Annotated in this window: 20 protein-coding genes; 7 read left to right on the forward strand and 13 right to left on the reverse strand. The window is 54.6% G+C overall.

Annotated elements, in window-relative coordinates; all coding sequences use genetic code 11:
* A partial coding sequence (locus C4S74_RS14115; RefSeq protein WP_103995984.1) for a YutD family protein occupies positions 1-659 on the reverse strand: 659 nt, incomplete at its 3' end.
* Between the two features lie 32 nt (positions 660-691).
* Complete coding sequence (lipA, locus tag C4S74_RS14120; protein WP_308458021.1) at positions 692-1,894, reverse strand: lipoyl synthase; 1,203 nt, start codon at positions 1,892-1,894, stop codon at positions 692-694.
* Between lipA and C4S74_RS14125 the strand changes: the two genes are divergently transcribed.
* Complete coding sequence (locus C4S74_RS14125) at positions 1,831-2,868, forward strand: M23 family metallopeptidase (RefSeq protein ID WP_103995938.1); 1,038 nt, start codon at positions 1,831-1,833, stop codon at positions 2,866-2,868. The two genes, lipA and C4S74_RS14125, sit on opposite strands and share 64 nt — an antisense overlap.
* A gap of 97 nt (positions 2,869-2,965) precedes the next feature.
* Here C4S74_RS14125 and yunB read toward each other — a convergent pair whose 3' ends face one another.
* Positions 2,966-3,778, reverse strand: coding sequence for a sporulation protein YunB (yunB, locus tag C4S74_RS14130; protein ID WP_103995939.1), 813 nt, complete (start codon positions 3,776-3,778; stop codon positions 2,966-2,968).
* Positions 3,779-3,922: 144 nt separating this feature from the next.
* Here yunB and C4S74_RS14135 point away from each other — a divergent pair, with 144 nt between their 5' ends.
* Positions 3,923-4,411 carry a hypothetical protein gene (locus tag C4S74_RS14135; protein ID WP_103995940.1) on the forward strand — a complete coding sequence of 163 codons (489 nt, stop codon included), beginning with the start codon at positions 3,923-3,925 and terminating at the stop codon, positions 4,409-4,411.
* Positions 4,412-4,620: 209 nt separating this feature from the next.
* On the opposite strand, the gene C4S74_RS14140 is transcribed toward C4S74_RS14135, so the two are convergent.
* Positions 4,621-5,442 (reverse strand): RNA methyltransferase, encoded by an 822-nt coding sequence (locus tag C4S74_RS14140; protein ID WP_103995941.1) that lies wholly within the window; start codon positions 5,440-5,442, stop codon positions 4,621-4,623.
* Between the two features lie 6 nt (positions 5,443-5,448).
* Positions 5,449-6,108: a TrkA family potassium uptake protein gene (locus tag C4S74_RS14145; protein WP_103995942.1), complete on the reverse strand. Its 660-nt coding sequence runs from the start codon at positions 6,106-6,108 to the stop codon at positions 5,449-5,451.
* A 114-nt stretch (positions 6,109-6,222) separates the two neighbouring features.
* Between C4S74_RS14145 and sspI the strand changes: the two genes are divergently transcribed.
* Positions 6,223-6,426, forward strand: coding sequence for a small acid-soluble spore protein SspI (gene sspI / locus C4S74_RS14150; RefSeq protein WP_103995943.1), 204 nt, complete (start codon positions 6,223-6,225; stop codon positions 6,424-6,426).
* Between the two features lie 107 nt (positions 6,427-6,533).
* Here sspI and C4S74_RS14155 read toward each other — a convergent pair whose 3' ends face one another.
* Both C4S74_RS14155 and C4S74_RS14160 read right to left on the reverse strand, forming a co-directional pair.
* Entirely contained in the window at positions 6,534-7,256 is a 723-nt protein-coding gene (locus C4S74_RS14155; RefSeq protein WP_103995944.1) for an MtnX-like HAD-IB family phosphatase, read from the reverse strand.
* 207 nt (positions 7,257-7,463) lie between these two features.
* Positions 7,464-8,507, reverse strand: coding sequence for a LacI family DNA-binding transcriptional regulator (locus tag C4S74_RS14160; protein ID WP_103995945.1), 1,044 nt, complete (start codon positions 8,505-8,507; stop codon positions 7,464-7,466).
* A 358-nt stretch (positions 8,508-8,865) separates the two neighbouring features.
* Here C4S74_RS14160 and C4S74_RS14165 point away from each other — a divergent pair, with 358 nt between their 5' ends.
* Both C4S74_RS14165 and C4S74_RS14170 read left to right on the forward strand, forming a co-directional pair.
* Positions 8,866-9,591 carry a response regulator transcription factor gene (locus C4S74_RS14165; RefSeq protein WP_103995946.1) on the forward strand — a complete coding sequence of 242 codons (726 nt, stop codon included), beginning with the start codon at positions 8,866-8,868 and terminating at the stop codon, positions 9,589-9,591.
* A gap of 1 nt (position 9,592) precedes the next feature.
* Complete coding sequence (locus C4S74_RS14170; RefSeq protein WP_103995947.1) at positions 9,593-11,101, forward strand: HAMP domain-containing sensor histidine kinase; 1,509 nt, start codon at positions 9,593-9,595, stop codon at positions 11,099-11,101.
* Between the two features lie 326 nt (positions 11,102-11,427).
* Here C4S74_RS14170 and C4S74_RS14175 read toward each other — a convergent pair whose 3' ends face one another.
* Entirely contained in the window at positions 11,428-12,177 is a 750-nt protein-coding gene (locus C4S74_RS14175) for a YheC/YheD family protein (RefSeq protein WP_103995948.1), read from the reverse strand.
* Between the two features lie 176 nt (positions 12,178-12,353).
* Between C4S74_RS14175 and C4S74_RS14180 the strand changes: the two genes are divergently transcribed.
* On the forward strand, positions 12,354-13,073 hold the full coding sequence (locus C4S74_RS14180; protein WP_103995949.1) for a hypothetical protein: 720 nt from the start codon (positions 12,354-12,356) through the stop codon (positions 13,071-13,073).
* Between the two features lie 104 nt (positions 13,074-13,177).
* Here the strand turns inward: C4S74_RS14180 and C4S74_RS14185 are convergent, their stop codons facing one another.
* Together C4S74_RS14185 and C4S74_RS14190 are read right to left on the reverse strand one after the other, a co-directional pair.
* Complete coding sequence (locus C4S74_RS14185; RefSeq protein ID WP_103995950.1) at positions 13,178-14,767, reverse strand: peptide chain release factor 3; 1,590 nt, start codon at positions 14,765-14,767, stop codon at positions 13,178-13,180.
* 67 nt (positions 14,768-14,834) lie between these two features.
* Positions 14,835-15,917, reverse strand: coding sequence for a metallophosphoesterase (locus tag C4S74_RS14190; RefSeq protein WP_103995951.1), 1,083 nt, complete (start codon positions 15,915-15,917; stop codon positions 14,835-14,837).
* 191 nt (positions 15,918-16,108) lie between these two features.
* Between C4S74_RS14190 and C4S74_RS14195 the strand changes: the two genes are divergently transcribed.
* Entirely contained in the window at positions 16,109-17,575 is a 1,467-nt protein-coding gene (locus C4S74_RS14195) for a methyl-accepting chemotaxis protein (protein ID WP_103995952.1), read from the forward strand.
* Between the two features lie 41 nt (positions 17,576-17,616).
* On the opposite strand, the gene C4S74_RS14200 is transcribed toward C4S74_RS14195, so the two are convergent.
* The 3 genes from C4S74_RS14200 to C4S74_RS14210 all read right to left on the reverse strand — a co-directional run bounded on the left by C4S74_RS14200 (position 17,617) and on the right by C4S74_RS14210 (position 21,065).
* Complete coding sequence (locus C4S74_RS14200; RefSeq protein WP_103995953.1) at positions 17,617-18,180, reverse strand: GNAT family N-acetyltransferase; 564 nt, start codon at positions 18,178-18,180, stop codon at positions 17,617-17,619.
* A 196-nt stretch (positions 18,181-18,376) separates the two neighbouring features.
* On the reverse strand, positions 18,377-20,314 hold the full coding sequence (locus C4S74_RS14205) for an ABC transporter permease (RefSeq protein ID WP_103995954.1): 1,938 nt from the start codon (positions 20,312-20,314) through the stop codon (positions 18,377-18,379).
* Positions 20,289-21,065: an ABC transporter ATP-binding protein gene (locus tag C4S74_RS14210; RefSeq protein WP_009673076.1), complete on the reverse strand. Its 777-nt coding sequence runs from the start codon at positions 21,063-21,065 to the stop codon at positions 20,289-20,291. The genes C4S74_RS14205 and C4S74_RS14210 overlap by 26 nt, the downstream gene beginning before the upstream one ends.
* Positions 21,066-21,115: the final 50 nt, after the last annotated feature.

A 21,115-nucleotide genomic window follows, 5' to 3' on the forward strand; every position in this document is an offset into this window, starting at 1 on the left:
TTGTTGTTCTGGTTGTTGTTCTGGCCTTGGCCTCCTTGGCCGCCGCCCTGCCGCTGGTTGTTCGGCTTGGCGTCGGACGAACGCTCGCCGCGCTGCTGATCCCCGCGGGGTTGCCTCGGCGGACGAGGCTTGCCCTGCTTCTGGGAAACCTGGGCATCCGCACGGCCTCCGTCCTGCTGCCGCTGGGAGCGGTTCGAAGAACCTCTCTGCTCCTGCCGTGATTCCCTCGCCTCCTGCTTGTTGTCGGCACGCGGCTCACGGCCGTCGCTCTTGCCCTCACGGGCCTCCTGCTTGGCTTCCGCTCTGGAAGCCCCCTGGTGCCTGGAAGGCTTGGGAGCTCCCTCCGCTGCGGCTTCCTCCTCCGTTTGTTCGGGCGGAGTATGCTTGCCCGGGAGCTTTTCAAGAATAAAATAAGCGCATCCGAAGTTGCAGTATTCGTTCAAATAATCCTGAAGATAGACAATCGAAGATTCCTTGCCCGCTTTGCTGTGATTTTCGCGAAAAAATCCTCTGAGACGCAGCTGATTGTATCCCCAGTCACCCACTATATAATCGTAACGTTCAAGCACTTCGCTGTAACGGTCCCGGAAAACTTCCTGATTCCAACCGTTCCGGTGTTCGGTTATCAGCTCGTACGCTCTGCCTCCGATATGAATCATGTCCCAATTCCTCCCCTGTATCCCGGCGTCGGTTACGGAGCGGACGTCTGTGAGGCCGATCGAACCTGCTCATGTGCATGGTACGAGCTGCGGACGAGCGGTCCGGATTCCACATGCTTGAATCCGCGCTTCATTCCTTCTTCCTTCAACAGAGCGAACTGCTCCGGCGTATAATATTTTTCTACGGCCAAATGTTTTCTGGTCGGCTGCAAGTATTGTCCGATCGTCATAATGTCGCAGTCGTGACGGCGCAGATCGTCCATGGTCCGCAGGATTTCGTCCCACTCCTCGCCGACCCCGATCATGATGCTGGACTTCGTCGGAATGTCCGGGTTCATCTTCTTCGCCCGGGCAAGCAGCTCAAGGGAGCGGCTGTATTTCGCTTTGGCCCGTACGTGATCGGACATGCGCTCAACGGTCTCGATGTTGTGGTTCAAAATGTCCGGTTTCGCGTCCATCACGATCTGCAGGGAAGCTTCATCGCCCATAAAATCGGGAATCAGCACTTCCACGCTGCAGAACGGCACTTTGCTCCGCACGGCACGGATCGTCTCGGCAAAAATCGTCGCTCCGCCGTCCTTCAGATCATCGCGCGCTACGGACGTTACAACGCAGTGTTTGAGCCCCATCTGAGCGGCGGCGTCGGCTACGCGTTCCGGCTCCTGAAGATCCAGCTCGGTCGGCAGGCCCGTTTTAACCGCACAAAAGCGGCAGGCACGGGTACAAATATCCCCGAGGATCATAAAAGTTGCCGTACGGTTTGCCCAGCATTCGTGAATGTTTGGGCATTTCGCTTCTTCACATACCGTGTGGAGCGTTTTGGAACGCATCATGTTTTTCAAATCTTTAAAGTTATCGTCGGTGTTCAGTTTTATTTTCAGCCATTCCGGCTTGCGCTGTAACGGTTTAGTTGCCATTGCTTGCTCCACCTTTTGTTCGCAAGGGTTGTAAGGCCTTGCGTTTATTCTTGTAACGTTCCCGATCCGAATACTTGCCAATCCATCCAAAGCAAGAAACCTGACGGAAGCCGGGCTTTTTTCATTATAGCACGAATGGACAAACAATCCACGCCGCTTTTCTTCACTTCCGGCGGCATTTAATTGAACCTCGCGGGATAAATCCACCAAGCCTGTACATCCTAATGTCATCAGCACCAGAACGAGGTGATCGCATGAAAGGAATTCTGCCGTCCAAAAGGCTGTTTGCAGGGTTGTTAACGGCGTGCCTCGCGGCATGCCCCCTTACGGTGACGGCAGCCGAACCGGTTAAGGCGCCTCCACCGGCCGCTAAAACGAAGCAAATACCGGATGCGGAGCGCAAAGAACTGATGCAGAAAGTCAGCGAAATCACGGGGATACCGTGGACTCTGCTGGCAGCTGTCGACCGCTATGAATATACCATGAACAAAAGCCGCAAAAAAGACGCGCCCGAGAGTCTGATCGGCATCGATTTCCCGGAGCTGACCTGGGTCGGGATGCTTAACCCCGATCACGAGGACACCGAGCCGGGAAGCATCGCCTTTTTCGGCGGCGTCGGGGTAGACGGGTCGGGCGACGGTCGGGCCGACCGCGGAAGCGATCTTGACCGTCTGGCTTCGATGGCAAGGCTCATGCTGCGTCACGGAAAGGATCCCGAAGATATCCGCATTTCGTTGTGGGAGCATTATTCCAATACACGCAGCGTCGAACGCATCGAACAATTTGCGGATATCTACGAAAAGTTCGGGACGCTCAGCCTCCACGAGCATGCTTTCCCCCTTCCGGTCAAAGCGGAATATTCCTACCGCAGCACTTGGGGAGCCAGCCGGGGCTGGGGCGGTTTCCGCATCCATGAAGGGACGGACCTGTTCGCGGGTTACGGTGTGCCGGTACGCAGCACCAGCTACGGCGTTATAGAAGTGAAAGGCTGGAATCCTTACGGAGGCTGGCGGATCGGCATACGTGATCTCGACAACATTTATCATTACTACGCCCACCTGTCCGGATTCGATAAAAAAATCAAGGAAGGCGACGTTGTGGCGCCCGGACAAGTTGTCGGCTGGGTAGGCAGCTCAGGCTACGGAAAACCGGGGACCTCCGGCAAATTCCCGCCTCATCTGCACTTCGGCATGTACCGGGACAGGGGCCTGGCGGATTGGCCCTTCGATCCTTATCCGTCGCTGAAGAAATGGGAGCGAGAAGAATTCAGGAAAAAAGCGGCGGGGAAGTAACCTTCAGTCCTGCTTCCTCTTCACAATCCGCCGGACCGTGCGGCTGGACAAACAGGCCCTTCTCCGTGGAGAGGGCTTGTTCTGTTCCCGGACCGGACTACTCCGCTTTTTTATCCTCCGCTCCCTCGGGTTTAGATACCCCTTCCGCAGGCGCATCCGGCGGCTGCTTTCCGCCGCTCCCCGCTGCGGGCTGCCCTTTGAGATTGGGGAGCGAGATGCTCGGAGGCACCGCGTCCTTGCTCGATCCGACGGGGTTCCCCTTGTTGTCGAAATAGTACATGGGCACGTCGCCGACAACAAGCGAGTAGGAAATCGGAATTTCGGTTTCGACGATTTCCGGTTCGGAATCGAACGGAATAATGACGGAAACCTCGGCGACGATCCGGATATAGACTTCGACGAGAATCATGTTGATGCCGGCATTTTCATGACGGGTGCTGAGATCCACCTTGACGGCCCCGGCCGGCGTAATCCGGATCGGGATATTCGGACCGAAAGAAGCGAGAATGGCGCTTCCCATCGCCTGCCCGAGAGGAATATGTTCGGGAATCGCCGTCAGGCGGTTCAACTGGCTTTGAACGGCTCCGCGGGTTTCTGCCGTAATCCGCATATGCTCGGAATAATTAAGCATAAAGCCGGATACTTTGCCGCTGCTGTCCGTTTTCCAGTCGATCAGCTTCTCGAAATCCGTTCCTCGGGAAATCCTATCGGAGATCGCTTCATTGATGGATTCGGTGGCGATCTGCTTGATCCGCACTTTCGCCAGATTCATCAGCGGCGGCTTCAAATTCCGCTCGATGATAATAAACGACTGCAGCGAGACAAGCGTAAAAATGAGCAGCACGATGAACAGCCTTTTTTTCCAGCCTTGCTTGCGGGTAGGCCTGCTTTTCCATCTTTGCCGGATCATCCGTGTTCCTCCCTGTCCTGCGGCATTACTATTACCCTATGCGGGCTTCTTTTAAAAAAGAAGGCTCTTCCGGTTGTCTGTCCCGCTCCGACAGGATATGATACAATCAGCAATTAAATCATGGAAGTTATAACGGAGGCAGCTATGCTCACTTTTGAACAAAAAATCGCCATTATGGAATCTTTCCCTGAACTGCAGCGGAAAAACGTGTCTCTCGGACGTATAAATTTTCATTACGAAGACAGCGCTTATGATAAAAAAACCGTCGGCTATCATTTTCATCCCAACGGGAACGGGTATATTTATGCCGGGCAGATTGAGGGCGCCGAAACGGACGACAAGGGCCTCGTCAACATCCGGGATTACTCGGAAGAGCAGCTTCGCGAACTCGCCGGCGCGGCAATCCGGTCGTTAACCGCCCGTCCCGGAACGGCCCGGCAGGCAGCAGACAAAACCGGCTCTTCCGGCACGGACGAACAGACGTGGGAAAATGCCGACGGTCATGTGCTGACGGTCAAGCCGGAGGATGACATGTGGTTTATCCATGCGGGGCTTAACCTCGACTCCGTTTTTGAAAGTTACGAAGAAGCGGTGGAGTATTTGGAAGAGGAAGGGTTTACGCGTAGGAAGTAAATTCGACATTCCGTAAACCGTGTGCTGGAAGTATAGGTTTGGCGGAATGAAAGGTAAGGCGTCTATAAAAATACCGGATCGGCGGCAAATTGGAGGTCTACCGTGCAAGTAGACTTGTAATCGCTCCGCAGCCGGAACACAAAAAAGAAGAAGAGCCCGCTTCCGCAAGGAAGGGCTCTTCTTCTTTTTCATGATATTCAATTAAATGACTAAAGAGACGACCCGGCAAGCCGCTGCCGCGACGCCTCGAAAAGCAGCACCGTCGTCGCCATCGCCACGTTGAGCGACTCCGCCTGCCCCTGCATCGGAATAATGACCCGATGCGTGGCAAGCTCTCCGGCCGCCTCGGACACGCCGCGGCCCTCGTTGCCTACCACGAGCCAGGTCGGGCGGGTCATATCGAGCGCATAGCAGCTCGAATCCGCCTGAAGGCTCGTGACGACGATCTGCCGCCCCGCTCCGCGCGCGGCCGGCAGAAGCTCCTGCAGATCCGCCTCCACGATCGGCAGATGAAACAGCGATCCCATCGTCGAGCGGATCGCTTTGGGGTTGTACAGGTCGACGGTCCCCCGGCCGAGCACGACCGCAGAGGCGCCGACCGCGTCGGCGCTGCGGATAATCGTGCCCAAGTTCCCCGGGTCCTGGACCCCGTCGACCACGACCACGAGATCGCTGCCGGTATCCCTCAGCAGCGTCTCGGCCGGCTCCGCCGGCTTATCCACCACCGCGAAGATTCCCTGCGGTGTCTCCGTGTCGGTGCAGCGCTCCATGATCGGGCGCGTCACCGAGACGGTTTCTATGCCGGACGCCTCGGCATGGTCCGCCAGCGTGCCGGGCAAGCCCTTGTCCACCTCGTACACGAGGGTGCGGACAGGAGCGCCGGCGCGGACGGCCTCCTCGACGAGATGGATCCCCTCGATGAGGAAAGCGCCCGCTTTCTGCCGCCCCTTGCGGTCCAGCAGCGCGGCCCATTCTTTGACTCTGTTGTTTTGAACGGACGTGATGTCCGGCTGGTTGTATGCTTGTGCCATAATTGATTACTCCGAATATTCGACTTCAAAACGTTTTAGATCCTTGTTGTTACCGAGCACGATCAAAATTTCTCCGGGCTGTATAGGGGCTTCAACGGGGGGAGGAATAATAAGCTGCTCCTGCCGCTTGATGGCAATCACATTGCACTGAAACTTCGCGCGAAGGTCGAGGTCGCGCAAATTTTTGCCGATCATCCGGTCGTTGGCCTTCATTTCCAGGATGCTGTGCTCGCTCGACAGCTCGATATAGTCCAGAATATTCGGCGAAATGAGATGATGGGCGACCCTTTGCCCCATATCCCGCTCGGGATAAATGATTTTGTCCGCGCCTATCTTGCGCAGCACTTTCCCGTGGAGATCGTTAGCCGCTTTAACGACGATGGTCGGAATCCCGATGTCCTTCAGGAGAAGCGTAGCCAAAATGCTGGCCTGTATATTTTCACCGATTGCCACAACGACAACGTCGAAATTCCGTATTCCGAGCGCTTTCAAAGCTTCTTCATCCGTACAATCCACTTGTACCGAATGCGTGACAACCGTGGATATCTCCTGGATACGCTCTTCGCTGTGATCCAGCGCCAGAACCTCAAAACCGAGTCCCGTCAGGTTTTTGGCTACCGACGATCCGAAACGGCCCATTCCGATGACCGCAAACTGTTTTTTCATGGCATTCCATCCTTACGCTTTAGGATACCTGATTCTGAAGTTAATTATAGCATGATTGCCCCCGTTTTCGAGCATATTAAAGACGAAACCAAACGGAAGCGAGGCGTATAAGGCATGATCCTCAGTTTGCGGCAAGCGATTGTTCAACGGGTCGAAGGAAAGTCCAACGATGAGCTGAAAGAAATCATCAACGATTCCATTGACGGGCAAGAGCAGGCGCTTCCGGGACTCGGTGTTTTGTTCGAAGTGATTTGGAAAAACATCGATTCCGAGAAACAGTCCGAGCTTGTTACGGCACTGCACGATCATTTGACTTAAAATCGGGCTTATCATCGCCGGTCTATTCCCGCCCGGGCGGTCTTCAACCGAAAAGCGGCAGCCGCTGTTCGCCAGCCGGCTGCCGCTTTTTAACTTTTTATAACAGATCAGAATTTACAAAAGCTGTGCCCCGCCGGTTCCCTGCGCTCCGGGGTCCCGGTCAGGAATTGCTCTTCCCGTTCCCTCACAACCTTCAAAATATCATGAAAAGTAGCGAACGGATAAAACGGAATCTCTTCCCGCGTCAAATAGCGGGCCAGACTGCTGCGGGCAAAAACCCAGTCGGCATAGGCCGAGCCGTATATATCGCTGCTGCCGTCGCCTATATAAATGACCCGGCAGCCTTCTTCTTTAAGCTTGCGCACAACTCCGGATTTGCAGCAGCCGCACCAGGAACAGGCCGGATTCGTGTTTTGCGTTCCTAATGTGTAAACGCCGTCCTCCCCGTACTGAATGGGATTGGAAATAACGGTATCCACCGTTACATGATTGGCGGCCATAATGCGGTCGATGTAATATTTCATTCCGTCGCTGAGTACCGTCACAGGAATGCTTCTGCTTTTGCAGTACGCCAGAAACTCCTCGGCCCCGTCCCTCAAATTCATACGGTCGGCGATGGCATTTACATCCTTCTGCCGATCCCCCAGAAGGCCGTAGGACGTGTGAATCCATTCCCGCGAACCGATCTCCTTGTTTAGAAAGCGCTCCAGCTTCCCCCGGACATCCGGGCGGTCTTCCACCCCGAGTTCCTTCATCAGGGTCGCCCCTACATCCTGCTCCATCAATGTGCCGTCAAAATCGGTCACCACAACAAGCTGTCCCTTCTCCAAACGGTATCCGCTCCCTTGTAGACTCCTTTATTCCTCCGACAAGCCCGCCGGCCGCGCGGTACACCTTTGTCCGCTGAATCCGCTCGCTCGAACTTCCTTTGGAATGAGTCTTTTTTCTCTATTATAGCATACAGGAATTCAGTGAAATGAATGAGAGAGATCATTGCGGCAATCGCGTTTGCAAAAAGCTGTCCGTCCGTTGGACTATTATCCCCCCGGCCGGAAGCTGGAGGAAGCACGGACGACGAGTTTCGTGGAAAGACGTTCATGGAACGAAGGAGGCAGCTCTTCGGTTTCCGGGGAAGCGTTAATCCGCTTCAGCAGCGCATCGGCCGCGAGCAGCCCCATCTCGAAGAACGGGACATAGACGGAGGTCAGCGGCGGATCGCTGAGCTTGGCGGCTTCGGAATCGTCATATCCCACGATCGCGAGATCTTCACCGGGAACGATGCCCCGCTCTTTCAGGCCCTGCATGAGGCCGACCGCCATCCGGTCGTTCGAGGAGAACACCGCATCCACTTCATCGCCGAGTTCGGCAATCCGTGCCGCGGCCTTATAGCCGCTTGTCCGGCTGTAGTTGCCTTCCAGAATCAGCCCGGGCTCCGGCGTCAGTCCCGCTTCGTTCAAGGCCCGGTAATAACCGCGCAGACGGTCCGCGCTGTTGGAATACTCCGGGGACCCGTTCAAGAACGCGATCCGCCGGTACCCGCCGTCGAGCAAGTGCTTGACCGCCTCGTAGCAGCCCTGCTCGTGGTCGGCGTCCACGACGCTGTAGGTCTCCCCTTCGTAGTGCTGATTGATCAGCACGAACGGCATGCCCTGGCGGTCAAGCTCCCGGAACCCTTCCCTCTGCGCGGGCACGTCCAGCGCACCCAGAAAAATACACCCGTCCACTTTCCGGGAACGGTATGGCTCCGTGTAATCCACCGATTCGTGGGGAGAACGGAACATAACCAGCATATCGCAGCCGTGCCTGCGGACCCCTTCGCCGATTCCGCTCAATATTTCCGAGAAATAATACGTCGAGAACAGGTGCACCTTCGGCACGTACGGCAGAATAAGGCCGATATGACCGCTCTTCCCCAGCGCAAAGCTGCGCGCCACCGCATTGGGATGATAATTCAGCTCCTTGGCGGCCGCCAGCACTTTCTGCTTCGTATTCTCCTTCATAGGCCCTACATTGTTAAAAACGCGGGAAACCGTCGCTTCGGACACCCCCGCCATTTTTGCCACATCTTTTCTCGTTACCATACCGCTACCCCTCAGTCGGCGTTCCGTACCGCCCGGTTTCTATAAATAATTCAATGTATATATACGTTATACATCCTAATCGTGCGATTCGATGAGATCATTATCGTTTATTGTAAGAAATTTTTCGGATAAAATAAATGAACACGCGTTCATTTTCTCATGCTCCGCGGCTTCCTGTCAATCGGCGGCAGGTGCTTTCCACCGGCTCCATACCTACTTGCACTCGCCTATCCGACCGACTATGCTAAGATTATGAAAGCGCACTAACCTAAGCCGCGCTTGTACATCGAACAACAGCAAGGTTGCGGCCGAAGCCCTGCCGGGACAACCGCTTGTCATATAAGGAGTTGAGCGAAAAATGAAACTGCTCGTCGTGGAAGACGACCGGTCGGTGTGCGAAATGCTCCGCCCTTTTCTGGAACGGGAAGGGACCGTTACGTTCGTGCACACGGGTTCCGAAGCCGAATATTTGATCCGGGAAGCTTCCTGGAACCTGATTATTCTGGACTGGATGCTTCCGAACCGGAGCGGAATCGAGCTGTGCCGGATGATCCGCCAGACCCAGGACACCCCCGTCATTCTGCTGACGGCCCGCGGAGAGGAAAGCGACCGCGTGCTCGGGCTGGAATCCGGCGCGGACGATTATATCACGAAGCCGTTCAGTCCCCTGGAGCTTCTCGCACGCATCAAAGCGATTATGCGCCGATATCACAGCGGGCCCGGCAGTATGACCGACAGCGGTGCCGCAGATCCGGCGTTTCCGGAGGAACTTGCCGAAGACAACGGAGAACGGCTCGTCTACAAAGATATCAAAGTCGATACGAGCACACGGGAGGTCTACGTGGGACCGGACAAATTCACGAACCTGACCCCCCGCGAATTCGATCTGATCTCTCTGCTCGTCCGCTACCCCAAGCGCGTGTTTACACGGGAACAGCTTCTCGAAGCTGTGTGGGGATATGATTTTTACGGCGATGAACGTACGGTCGACGTCCACATCAAGAGACTCCGCACCAAAATCGGCAGCACCGAAAGGCCGCTGATTTCTACGGTTTGGGGAGTCGGCTACAAACTGGAGGAATAAGATGAAATTCAGGCTGATTCCGTCCCGGCACCGCTTCACGTTTTTCCAGAGACAGTTTGTCTCGCTGCTGTTCCTGTCTCTGCTTGTGCTCGTGCTCGTCAGTTTTATTTTCGTCTATCTGTTCAAGGTCCACATTTACGACGAGAAAACGGAAGAGCTCGAAAGCGCCGGAGACACGATTTCGCGGCTGATCCTCCGGGAGGAAGTCGTGCCCGAATTGACCCTTAGCGCCTACCGCACGGTTCTGAGGGAGCGCGGCATTTCCTTCATCGCCATGAATGCGAAAGGGCAGCTTTATTTTAAAGACCAGCGCACCACGCCTCCGACGTTCCGGTCCAAAACCTTTATGGACAGCCTGCTCGCCCAAATTCCCAAGCTTCAGAGCGGCAAAGCTCTGATTGTGGAGGAAAGCGGACCGGACCCCTATCTGGTGTATCCGTACGAGCTTAAATTAAAGCATTCCGACGGCAAAAATTATTTGTTCGTCATGTCTCCGGTCAAAGGAATGACGCAGACGCTTTCCCGCGTGTACGAAATGGTGGTGCTCGCCGGTATCGTTGTTTTCGTGCTTGCCATGATCGTCGCGCTTATCGTTTCGCGCAATATGAGCGTGGCCGTTCTTTCGATCCGGCAAGCTACCCGGCGCATCGCCGACGGGCGGTACGACACGCGTTGCGACCTCACGCGGACGGACGAGCTCGGGGACCTGTCCCGGGATTTCAACCGGATGGCGGAGCAGCTGGAGTTTACCTCCCACAAGCTGGAGCGTATCGAAATCAAACGAAGGCGTTTTATCACCGATGTGACGCATGAACTGAGAACGCCGCTCACCTCGATCCGGGGCATTGTCGAGGGCTTGAAGAGCGAGTATATTACCGGACACGACGAGCAGGTCAAATACTACGGCATCATCGAGCAGGAAACGCTCCGGCTTATCCGCCTTATCAATGAATTGCTGGATATGGAAAAGATCCAAAACGGACTTATCACCCTGCGCCGCGAGCACTATCCGCTGAATGATTTGCTTGAAGTGCTGAAAGAGTCCTTCGAGTTCCTGATCGGGGAAAAAGACCTTCATTTGGAAATCGACTGCCCACCGGATACGATGATTTACGGCGATTACGACCGTTTGACGCAGATTTTGATTAACCTGATCAAAAACAGCATCCAGTTCACGTCCCACGGCACCATACGGATGACGGCAAGGCAGACAGTGAACGCCACCGAGCTGAGCATCTCCGACACAGGCCGGGGCATGACCGCCGAGGAGATGGAGCAGATCTGGGACCGGTTCTACAAAGCCGATCCTTCCCGCTCCAAGGACCGGAGCGAAACCGGACTCGGGCTTTCGATCGTGAAGCGGCTTATGGAGGCGCACGACGCCGACATAAGCGTATCGAGCGTGCCCGGCGAAGGCACCACCTTCCGCCTGCGCTTCCCCGTTAAGCCGGTAGAAAGCGCCCATACGGGAGAAATGCCGGCGCAGGACAAGTCTGAGAGCGGCGTTTGACGGCTGCCGGTCTCCGGTCTATTCTCCGTTCTGACGGAAAGGGAGCTTGCCTTCCTCGCTCGTACTTCTCCGTATCGGACCCGGCTTACAGCTCTACGGTTCGGCGTGAGGGCGGATGCGCTGGTCGCTTCGGGTGCCGCGGATTTCGGCGTAAGCTGCCTGGAAGGAATGACGCAGGCCCGTACGCAAAGCGTGCCGGTCAACGTCCCGCGGTTTCTCAGTTCCGCGGGGATCTAAATACCCCTGACCGGGTTTTCCCCACACCGCGAGGTGCTATTTCAAAACAAACCGAAACGGCCCGGCTGACGCAGCCCGGCCGTTTCTTTTCATCTCCGCTTGTTGAACTTGTAGTACCGGCGTACCTTCGCATAGATTCGCTTATTCTTCAGAACTTTAAAAATATACGGGTCCGGCTTCGTATTCACTTCCAGCACCCAAGGCTTAAACTCCTGGTCGACAGCGACATCCAGCCCGATTTCCCGGATACCGGGATATTTGGAACGGAGGGCATGAGCGGTGCCGAGAGCCAGCCGCTTTAACTTCGCTTTGAAGCGCTTCACTTCATCGGCGCCTAAATAGGGACCGAGCAAAGTCTCAACGGAGCGCAGCTTCCCTCCGCTGTGGTAATTCGTAACCACCTTGCCGGTTTGGGAAACTCTGCCGATCATGCCGGTTGTTTCCCATTGTCCGGCCGGATTGGTCTGGACCATGACCCGCAAATCGAACACGTTGTGATTGTGCTTCAGCATACGGATGCCCTTTTGAACCAGATACTTTCGGCCTCCCGCTGCCGCTTTCAGAGACTGATACAAATCCTCGAAGGTTTCAAAGCTCCGGGTCGTCTTCCTGTGCTGATACCGGTAAGGCTTGGCATCTTTCTCGTTATAATCCACCCGCATGACACCGCTACCGAACGTCCCGCAGTCGGGTTTCACGTATACCATTCGATATTCGTTCAGCATTTCCCGCAGCGATTCTTCCGACAAGATCCGCGTCGCCGGTATATGGGGACGCACGGCCGTGCTGTGCAGTACAGCCTCCGTCTTTACCCACTTGCTCACGACATATCTTCTCATCCGGTGCCTCCTCCTATCCTTTCCGCGACTTGCCTGCTTGAATCAGATCCTCCAAACCTACGATCAGCTTATGAGGCCGGGCCATGGACCGTCACGGACAAACGCCTGCCGCCGGGAAAATGCAACCTTGCGGACCAAATTTCCGTTAATAGGAAAAAGCGACCGAGGTGAATCCTATGAGAAGAAAGTACCGTTTAACGACCGTCGTCCTGTTGGTCTTGGCGGGCTGGATCGGCCTGCTGCTAACTCCCCCTCAAGCGAGTGCGCTGGATTATGCGCTGATTCCGCTTAGAGAGTTAGAGGAGGAATCGGAGGTCATTGTAACGGGAACCGTACTTCGGGAACAGAAATCCGGTACCGACAGCTCTTACACGCTCCGGCCCGATCAAATTCTTAAGGGCGATATCGATGTCAGAAACCCTATCGAGATTAAGGTGCTTCAATTCGCCGATGAAAGCAAAATGTTTCCGGGCGAACGGTACCTGCTTCTTCTCAAAGCCGGAAACCCTTTTAGCGTTAGCGGGGTCTATCAAGGATTGATCCAGCTTTCCGGCGGGAAACCTTACTCCCGGTTTTACACCCCCGATGAGATTACGGCCCTGCTGGACAAACTCGGCGCGAAGTACCAGGAATCTTCCTCGGCCGAACCTTCTTCGCTCCCGCCTGAAAATATTTCTCCGTCCCCCGATTCCGTTACGACTGGGGTGCAGCCGGGCGAATGGGCGGCCCCCGGTCCTTGGGAGGAAAAAAAGCCCGTGGCACCTTTCTCCCTCTCGCAATGGTACGGGCCTCTCTTCCTGGGCGCAGGTCTGGCAGCCGGCACCCTAACCGCCTTTGCAGCCGAAAAACGGGACCGCAAACAACAAACCGAGCGGGACAGCCACGATCCGGACTAGCGCCGTATCATCCCAAAAAAAGCCATCCCGCCCAAATCGGCGGAATGGCTTTTCGTTTAATAAGGAGGAGCGGGAAGCACTCACCACCCGTTCCTCCTTGTTTATTAAGGCGCGTTTGTCAGGAACTGCGCGTTCGGATTTTTCTCCATAGCGGACCGCAGAGCGTACTCGCTCTCGAACAAGGCGACATAGTTGCCTTTCTTGTCGGTGACAAGCTGCGAGTTGATGCGGAAGCGCGACGGATCGATTTTCTCGTCGATAATCCATCTCGCAAACTGGAAGCCCAGACGCTGAAGCTGGATATCTACCCCGTACTCGGCTTTCATCCGGTGCTCGAACACTTCGAACTGGAGCTGGCCGACTACCCCGAGAATCGTATCGTCAAACGCTCCGGTAGTCCGGAACACTTGAATGGTTCCTTCCTCCGTAAGCTGGTCGATCCCCTTCTGATACTGCTTGTGCTTCAAGGCGTTCTTGACGGTCACTTTGGCGAAAATTTCCGGCGAGAACGTAGGCAGCTCGTCGAACACAATTTCTTCCTTCTGGCTGAGAGAATCTCCGATTCTGAAAATACCCGGGTCGAACAACCCGATAATATCTCCGGGATACGCTTCTTCCACAATGTCGCGGTCCTGGGCAAGAAACTGCTGCGGCTGAGAAAGCTTAATTTCCTTCCCGGCGCGCACGTGCTTTACGGACATGCCTCTCTGGAACTTGCCCGACACGATGCGCAGAAACGCGATGCGGTCCCGGTGAGCCGGGTTCATGTTGGCCTGGATCTTAAACACATACCCCGAGAAGTTCTCTTTGGTCGGCTCTACCATTTCTCCCTGCGAGTTTTTACGCGGCTCCGGAGCGGGCGCCAGTTCGAGGAAGTTTTCCAGGAACGTCTGAACGCCGAAGTTGTTGACGGCGCTGCCGAAAAATACGGGCGTCAGCTCGCCTCTCATCACTTTGTCGTAATCGAACGGATCGCCGGCCACATCCAGAAGCTCCAGCTCTTGTCCGAGCTGCTCATACAAATGCTCTCCAGCGATTTCCTTGATAACCGGGTCCTCGTAGCCTTCCACCTTGCGGACGGCAACCTGTTTGTGATCGTCGCCCTGGAACAGCTCCAGTTGAGTCCGCTGGCGGTCGTATACGCCGCAGAACCGCTTGCCCATTCCGATGGGCCAGTTCATGGGATACGAACGGATACCGAGCACCTGCTCAAGCTCTTCCAAGAGTTCGAACGGATCCCGGCCTTCACGGTCGAGTTTGTTGATAAACGTGAAAATCGGAATGCCTCTCATGCGGCATACCTGGAACAGCTTGATCGTCTGCGCCTCGACGCCCTTCGCGACGTCGATCAGCATTACTGCGCTGTCTGCCGCGGTCAGGGTGCGGTACGTATCTTCACTGAAATCCTGGTGACCCGGGGTATCCAGAATGTTGACCTTATGTCCGAGGTAATCGAACTGCATTACGGACGACGTAACGGAGATCCCGCGCTGCTTCTCGATCTCCATCCAGTCGGAAGTCGCATATTTGCCGACTTTACGGCCTTTAACCGTTCCGGCGAGACGGATTGCGCCTCCGAAGAGCAGCAGCTTCTCCGTCAGTGTGGTTTTACCCGCATCGGGGTGGGAAATAATGGCGAACGTGCGGCGCTTCGCCGCTTCGGTTTGAAGCTCTTTTTGTAAAGGTGTACTCATGGTTGGATCCTTCCTGCTTTCTCTATAGTTCATCTTATGCCGCTGCCCGCTCCCGGTGCCTGCGGCGTCATACGTTCTTCCTGTTCAATGCGATCGTCCAGTTCGCTTCCTTCAGCCATCTGCGCCGGGCATAATCGCGGCCGCGGACCACGACCTTATTCTCGAAAACCTGGACATAAAGGCCTTGCGTCTTCGATTTCCGTGCATCCGGCAGAGCCTTGTTCAATGTCCGGCCGACCGATGAGTTGTGAAAATAATGAAACGGCTCCTGCAAATAGTGGGCCGATCCGTTCTGGAAATCCTGGTGCCGGTGTCCGCAGAAAACGAACACGTTTTTGTACGGGGCGACGAGCTCCCGGATCTCCTTGCCGCGGACGATCTGGTGGCTTCCCCCGCTGCGCCCCTGCATCGGGAGAGGCTGGTGGATCATAATGAAGATCCGCGCCGTTTTGTCCAGGCCCGCCAGCTGGGCTTTGAACCACTCCATCTGCGCGTCGGTATACCAGGCGCCTTCGCCAGCCTCGGGCTTCTCCTGCATATAGCCTTCCTGCGAGAGCAGCAGAATGGTGCAGCCCTCCAGGTCCATCCGGTTATAAGGCTGCTTGTATCCGAAAAATGTTAAAAATCTTTCCCTGGCCATCGCGTCGGTCTTGCCGTTGGGCATGCCCTCCCGGTTAAACTCGCCTGCTTTGTCCAGCCAAAGATCGTAATATTCGTGATTCCCCATATTGGCATGCACGGGCGGAAGCTTGTGCGCCTTCATAACACGGCCCAGCTCCTTGTAATCCCGCTCTCTCCCGTAGTCCGTACAATCGCCGGTCAGAAGGAGAACATCCACCGGCTGTTTCATGGCCGACATATCGCTCAAAGCGGATTTAAAATGCTCCAGAGTCAGCGGGTCGTCGGGCGAAGCGTGGATATCGCTCATGATCGCGAAAGTGGCGAGTGCCTTCCCCGCCTGCGGATCATCCGGAAGCTGAAGATCCTCTCCCGCCGGGAGCTCTTCGGCTTCTTCCGCCTTGGCCACGGATGCTTCACGGTCGGGCAGCCCGGATTTCCGCCTTAATCCGCTTAATACGGTTCCCGCACCGGCGCCGAGCAGAATGGCAAAAAATGCGGTAAGCCATTTGAGAAACGCGCGCCTGTCCATCTGCCAGCTCCTTCCGGCTAAGCTTCCCCCTATTATAACCCGTTTTTTGCCGCACTGCACGCGGATTCTTCAAACGCCGTCCGAAAAAAATCTTAAAAAAAGACTAACATTTATTGGCGGAATCTATAAACTTTTTACGGTAAACAACCGATTAGGTGAAAGTAAACAAATATTAAGAGATGAGGGAAATCATGGAATCGAACCATCTGCTTTTTAAAAGGAACAAACTGCTCAACCGCATTCTGTGGATTATGCTTGCCCTGGGTATCGTAATCGATCTTATGACGGCCAGTTTAGAGGTAGTGCTCGTGCTTGCCGTTGTCGGTATAGTGATTTGCGGAATCAGCACCCTGATGTCGGTTAAACACATAGCGCCCCGGCTCGTTATGTATATTGTTCCGGTGAACATAACCGTTTTGACCGCTCTGCTGATTTACGCCGAACCGCTGACGAGCACGTATTACCTCATCTTTGTCAACATTGCGCTGATGACCCTTTACTCCAATTATCGGCCTATCGTATTCTCCGGCATACTTGGAGCGGCTTTAACGGCCTTTCTATTCGTCCAACCGCGTTTTTACGAAGCCATGTTCCCCAAAGAATCCCTCGCCAATCTGCTGCTCTATGTCGTCATGATTACCGCGGCTTCAGCCGCTTCCGCACGTTTTTCGGAGAAACTGCAAACAGAAGTCATGGAAAAGCAGGCGGAGACCCTGGAGGCAAAAACTCAAACGGACTCGCTGCTGGAACAGGTCGGCTCTACCGTAGAGGTATTGAATGATTTCAATGCCACTCTCAAAACCAATGTAGCCACAGCCGGTAAAATTTCACAAGAAGTCACCGCCACGTTTGGCGAAGTCTCTACCAGCGTTGAGCATCAGACTCAAATTGTGGTGGATATCAGCGGATTCGTCCAGGAAGTCGAACGGGTCGTCTCCAGCGTAGCCGATGGCTCCGGTACGCTCCAGCGGCTGTCTACGGAGAATATCGGCCTGACGAATCAGGGGAGCGAACAGGTTCATGCTCTCAGCGCGGAAATCGAAACCGTCTACAGCATCATTCACCGGACCGTCCATTTGATGAATGATCTGAATGAACAAGGCGTGCGCATCGGCAGCATGGTCGGGCTAATCAACGACATCACATCTCAGATCAACCTGCTTGCGCTCAACGCGGCAATCGAGGCCGCCAGGGCCGGAGAGCACGGCAAAGGCTTTGCCGTCGTCTCCGACGAAGTCCGCAAGCTCGCCGAAAACTCCCGCCGCTCCACGGAAGAGATCAACGACATTCTCCAGGGCATCCGCCACACAAGCATCGAGGTGACCAAACAGGTGAATCTCGGGAAGCAGGCGATTACGGCGGGTCGCGCAGCCAACGAACAGGTCGAGAGCATCATCCAGCGGGTAGCCGACAATACCGGACTCGTCAAAAATCAGTCCGATCACGTGGAAGAGTCCGTTTCGCTGCTGCAAGAAGAGTACCGTAAAATTTCCCACGAAATTGTCGCCATCGCCGGAAGCACCGAACAGAACATGGCTTCCTTCGAAGAGATTATGGCGGGACTCGAGAATCACGATTCCCGCATCAAAGATATTGTGACGAGCTACCAGCGCTTGGACAGCCTCATTACGAATTTGAAGGCGATGACCCGCGCTTGACGAAAACAGGAACACCCCTGCTGGGGTGTTCCTGTTTCTATTCAAGAGCCTACGGCAGGCAGCGCGATTACCGGCTGCTCCGGGTTCGGGAGCAGCCAGCCGTAGGCGGATTTATTGGAATAGAGGCGGCTTACGTCGCATACGACCGGCACGACCATCCCCCCCTTGTAGTGGAAAGGCTCCGCGATACGCTCAAGCTTGATTCGGAACGCCATGCGCAGAGCCTTGCAAAGCTTGGGTTCCATCAATGCGACGATATGCGTGCAGCCGCGGTTTTCACAATAATGCACAATCAGCGAAATGAGCTTGTCCAGGTTGCGGCCCCGGTATTCCGGAAGGAGGGCTACCTTGTCCACTTCCACGGCCTTGCCCGGCGCAAGCGCGGGATGTCCGCAGAACGGAGCGAGAGCGTCCAGCGGATGACGGCCCGGGTCATAGCGCTTAAACTCAACCGTCCCCGCCGCTTCACCGTCATCGGAGAGAATCAGGTAGCAATCCGCGTCCCTGCGGGTAAATTCAAGTTCAAAGCCCTGCTGCCGCCAGACCCGGGTCCAAATGCGGTCAAATAAAATGAAGTCGTCCAGACTGTCCCCTTTTCTATACATCGCTCTTCTCTCCCATCCTAAAATTCCATACATTTACAATTTAGTTATACATCCTTTCTTCACTTTTATCATCAATATACATAATATTTTACATATAAAATAATTTGCACGCTTAAAAGTAAAAAGGCTTTTCCGGCCCGCCGACATGCAGCGGGAAAGAAAAGCCTTTTTAAACTACAGCTTAAATCATCTTAAATCAGCGAACCGAGTGCGCTAAAATCCTTTTCATGTAAGAACGTCTCGCAGCCAGGAAATAGAGCGTCTGCATCAGAGCAAAAATGACGAACACCACCGCAGCGTAAGACCATATGTTCGAGATGAGCATATTGCCGAGCGCCTTCATCGCAAAGACCGTATGGACAAGTCCGACTAAAAGAGGGATAAAGAAAATCATCCCGACCTGCATGGATACCGTCCGCCTGATCTCCTGGTCCGTAATCCCTATCCGGGTAAGAGCCCGGAATTGGGCCTGATCTTCTTCAATCTCGGTAAACAGTTTGAAATAGATCATGCTGCCCGAAGCGATAAAGAAAAGGAAGCTGACAAAAATTCCGATAAACAGCATCAGCGACATCAACTGCTTCGTTTCCAGGTACTGATTGACACGGGTCCCGAAATTTTTCTTCTCCTGCTCGGGAACCATATTTTCAATCTGATGAACGGTCGGAGAGGCTTCCTCCCAATTTTTGATCTCGTAGCCGTACAAGACGCTTTTGTCCTCATCCGCGGTAGAGTCCATCATTTCCTTGTACTCCGCCGCGTCCGTCACAAGCAAAGTCGAGATATCGAACTGGGTGGGAACAACGGACCCGTTAATTTGTTCGTCCAGCGTAAACGTTCTTGTTCCCGTTTTTAATTTCGCTACCAGGTCTTGTCCGGGGGTGAAAGACTTGCGCTGCTGCTCTTTATACGGATAAATGTACGAGGCATGCCCCCGCTCCACCCGCAGCTCCGGCTTGTTCAGCCGTTTGGCCTGGGCGTTGTAGTCATCCTCCGATACGATGAACAGCTGCTGCTCACGGACTTTGCCTCCCAGTTCGACGGGAACCCGGACCGGAATGCCGGCCATCCGCACTTCGTAATCCAGCTCGCCCCCGTTCTGTTTCAGGGTGCTTTTTACCACATCCGGATCTACTACGCGGTGGCTGTTCAGCCCTTTTTCCGCAAAGGCGATGGATTGGGGATAATGCTCCATGAGCTGGTTACGGGTATCTTTAAGAATCACGTACACCGTACCGGATGCGGACAAGATGACGGCGGACAGGATAGAAACCATAAACAGCATCCGCGCATTGTCTTTCAGCTTGAACGTCAGCTGCGATATCGTAATCAGATTCGTCTGATTGTAATAAAGCGAAGTCCGGCGCTGAAGTCTCCGGAGAATAAACACGCTGCCCTGGGTGAACAGAAAGTACGTTCCCAGCACCGTAAGAAAGACGACCGGCAGGAAATAAAGAATAAAATTCATCGTCGTAATCTGATAAGCCAGCGTATAGCCTGCGGTCAGACAGACGGCCGAAAGCAGAACGAGCCATACCGAGAAAACCGGCATTTTTTTCGGCTGCTTGGAAGCCCGGAGCAGGTCAATGATTTCCGAACGCCCTACTTGGTAAAGCGTAAGCAGGGTAATGGTCAGAAACAACAGCACAAACCCGATAACCGTCAGCAGAACCGCTTTAAGCGGTATGACGAACCGGATCGGGGAATCGACCTCAAGAAGCCGGGCCAGCCCCATAAAAAACAGCTTGCTGAACAGCGATCCGATTCCGATGCCCGCGGCAACGGCCAGAATGGAAATGATGACATTTTCCAGCAGCACCATCCGGCGGATTTGTCCTTTGGTCATGCCGAACAGCGTCAGCAGGCCGAATTCTTTCTTTCGTGATTTGAAAAAGGCCGACATCGAGTACAGGATAAAAAAGAATGAAAAAATGATAATGATATAATCGCAGGCGATCATCACTTCCCGGATCTTAGATGCGGCCGGCACCGAACCGTTTATGACGTCCGGATGCAGAATAAAAGCGGAATAAATATAAAAAATCGTAACGGAGAACACGCTGCTCCAGAAAAAAGCGCCGTACTGGTGCCAATTGCCTCGGATATTTTTAAGGGCGAGCTGTCGAAAATTCATCGAAATTCCCCCCAAGCACGCTTAACGAATCGAGAATCTGCTGGAAAAAGGCCTGCCGGTTCGCCCCCCGTCTCAGCTCGGAGAAGAGCTTCCCGTCCTTGATGAACACGATCCGCTTGCAGTAGCTCGCCGCGAAGGGATCGTGCGTAACCATCATGATGGTGGCGCCGAGCTGCTCGTTCAGCTCTTTCAATGATTCCATCACATCCTTGGCGGCTTTGGAATCCAGGTTGCCCGTCAGTTCGTCCGCAAGCAGAATGGACGGCCTGTGGATGATGGCCCGGGCGATAGCCGCCCTCTGCTTCTGTCCGCCGGACACTTCGTACGTCCGTTTGTCCAGGATCGCCGTAATTCCGAGAAGCTCGGCACACGGCTTGAGCCGGCTTTCGATTTCCGCTACCGGCTTTTTGTCCAGGGCAAGCGGGAGAATAATATTTTCCCGGATCGACAAGGTGTCGAGAAGATTGAAATCCTGGAAAATAAATCCCAGCTCACGACGCCGGAACAACGCCAGCTGCTTCCCCGACAATGCCGCGGGATCGGTCCCGTTGATTTCGATATGGCCGCTCGTCGGCTTGTCGATCGTGGCCAGTATGTTAAGGAGCGTCGTTTTGCCGCTTCCCGAAGGCCCCATGACGCCGACGAATTCCCCTTCGCCGATTTCAAGGCCGATGTTCTCCAGTGCTTTGTAAGTCAGATTGCTCTTCGTACCATATATTTTCGTTACCTGCTCGGCTTTCAAAACCGCCATCCGGTATCCCTCCATTGATCATGTCTATGTCCCTAGTATAGACCTCTGAA

Source organism: Paenibacillus sp. UNC499MF (assembly GCF_900107975.1).
In the GTDB taxonomy this organism is placed as follows: domain Bacteria; phylum Bacillota; class Bacilli; order Paenibacillales; family NBRC-103111; genus Paenibacillus_F.